Source organism: Streptomyces echinatus, assembly GCF_014203595.1.
Taxonomy (GTDB): domain Bacteria; phylum Actinomycetota; class Actinomycetes; order Streptomycetales; family Streptomycetaceae; genus Streptomyces; species Streptomyces echinatus.
Genome location: NZ_JACHJK010000050.1, coordinates 1 through 1704, shown reverse-complemented (window position 1 = coordinate 1704; position 1704 = coordinate 1). Strand labels below are relative to the sequence as shown.

Genomic DNA, 1704 nt, shown 5'->3' with positions numbered 1-1704 from the left:
AAACCAGACGACATCAAAACCGGGGTGTTACCTGAACTCCGGGATAAGCCTGGCGGGAGCCCGTTTATTGGCCAGGCGGTGTCCGGCATGCAGGCGACGTGAGTCCGGTCTGCGGCTTCCACATGGAACAGGAGAAGGCATTCCCCGACACTGCCCGCCCTCGCGGGGCGGGCGAGAGGGAGCACCCCGGGCAGACGCAACTGTGAGGGGTTGAGTACCGACGCGGGGAGTGCCGGCGGACCGGCCTGTAGTAGTGACGAAGCCCCTGTAACGGGGGCGGAGCGAAGGGGCCGGGTCGTCCGTGGCTGTGTTGATCACATCAACCGGGGAGTGCCCGGGAGGAGTGCGATGAGCCAGTTGAAGTCATCGATCAAGCCGTTTGAGATTTCGAAGTGGGAAGTCAAGGAGGCGTGGGAGGAAGTCAGGGCAAACAAGGGTGCGCCAGGAGTGGACGGGCAGAGCATCGACGACTTCGAGAAGGACCTGAGGAACAACCTCTACAAAGTCTGGAACCGGATGTCATCGGGCTCATACTTTCCTCCGCCGGTGCGCGCAGTGGAGATTCCCAAGCCGCACGACGGCGGCACGAGAATGCTCGGTATTCCCGCTGTCGCTGACCGGGTGGCCCAGACCGTAGTGGCCCGTCATCTGATGCGTAGGGTGGATCCGATTTTCCACCCGGACAGCTTCGGATACCGGCCGGGACGGTCCGCCTTGGACGCTGTGGAGAAATGCCGGGAACGCTGCTGGGGGAGAAGCTGGGTTGTCGAGTTCGACATCTCCAAGTTCTTCGACAGCGTGCCCTGGGACCTCCTGGTCAAGGCGGTGGAGGCTCACACCGATGCCGTCTGGGTGAAGTTGTACGTGCGGCGGTGGCTCGCCGCCCCGCTCGTCATGCCCGACGGCACCCTGCTGGAACGGGACCGCGGCACCCCGCAAGGGGCACCGGTGTCTCCCGTCTTGGCGAACCTGTTCCTGCACTACGCGTTCGACACATGGATGGCCCGGGAGTACCCGACCGTCCGGTTCGAGCGCTACGCGGACGACGCGGTGCTGCACTGCGTCACCGAGCGCCAGGCCCAGGAGGTACTGGAGGCGCTCAGGAACAGGATGTCCGAGGTCGGGTTGCAGCTGCACCCGGCCAAGACCCGGATCGTCTACTGCAAGGACTCGCAGCGCCGGGGCTCGTACGAGCACACGGCGTTCACGTTCCTCGGATACACGTTCCGGCCCAGGCGGAACCGGGACAGGCACGGCAGGCAGTCTGTCGGCTTCGCCCCGGGCATCAGCAGGGAAGCCCTGACGAGGATCGGGCGGACGGTGAGGTCCTGGAACCTGCACCGGCGGACCGGTCTGACCTTCCACGAGCTCGCCCGGCGGATCAATCCCATGGTGGCGGGCTGGATCAACTACTACGGCCGGTTCCGGTGGTGGGAGTTGGAACCCTTCGCGATGCGCATCAACGCCTACTTGGTGCGCTGGATCCAGAAGAAGTACAAGCGGCTCGCGGGCAAGAGGAAGGCTCTGGCCAAGCTGCGGGAGATCGCGAAGCGATACCCCCGCATGTTCGCGCACTGGCGCCTGTCTCCGACACAGTGCGCCGTGCTGGTCTGATGATCAGGACGACACGAGCCGTGTAAATCGAGAGGTTTACGCACGGTTCTGTGAGGGCCGGGGGGTGAGATTCCCCCCGGCTACTCGGCG

General features: G+C 64.7%; 1 protein-coding gene. It reads left to right on the top strand.

Annotation, left to right across the window (positions count from 1 at the left end; genetic code table 11):
- The first annotated feature begins 348 nt into the window (after nucleotides 1-348).
- On the top strand, nucleotides 349-1614 hold the full coding sequence (ltrA, locus tag FHS34_RS41815; protein ID WP_184976190.1) for a group II intron reverse transcriptase/maturase: 1266 nt from the start codon (nucleotides 349-351) through the stop codon (nucleotides 1612-1614).
- Nucleotides 1615-1704 lie beyond the last annotated feature (90 nt).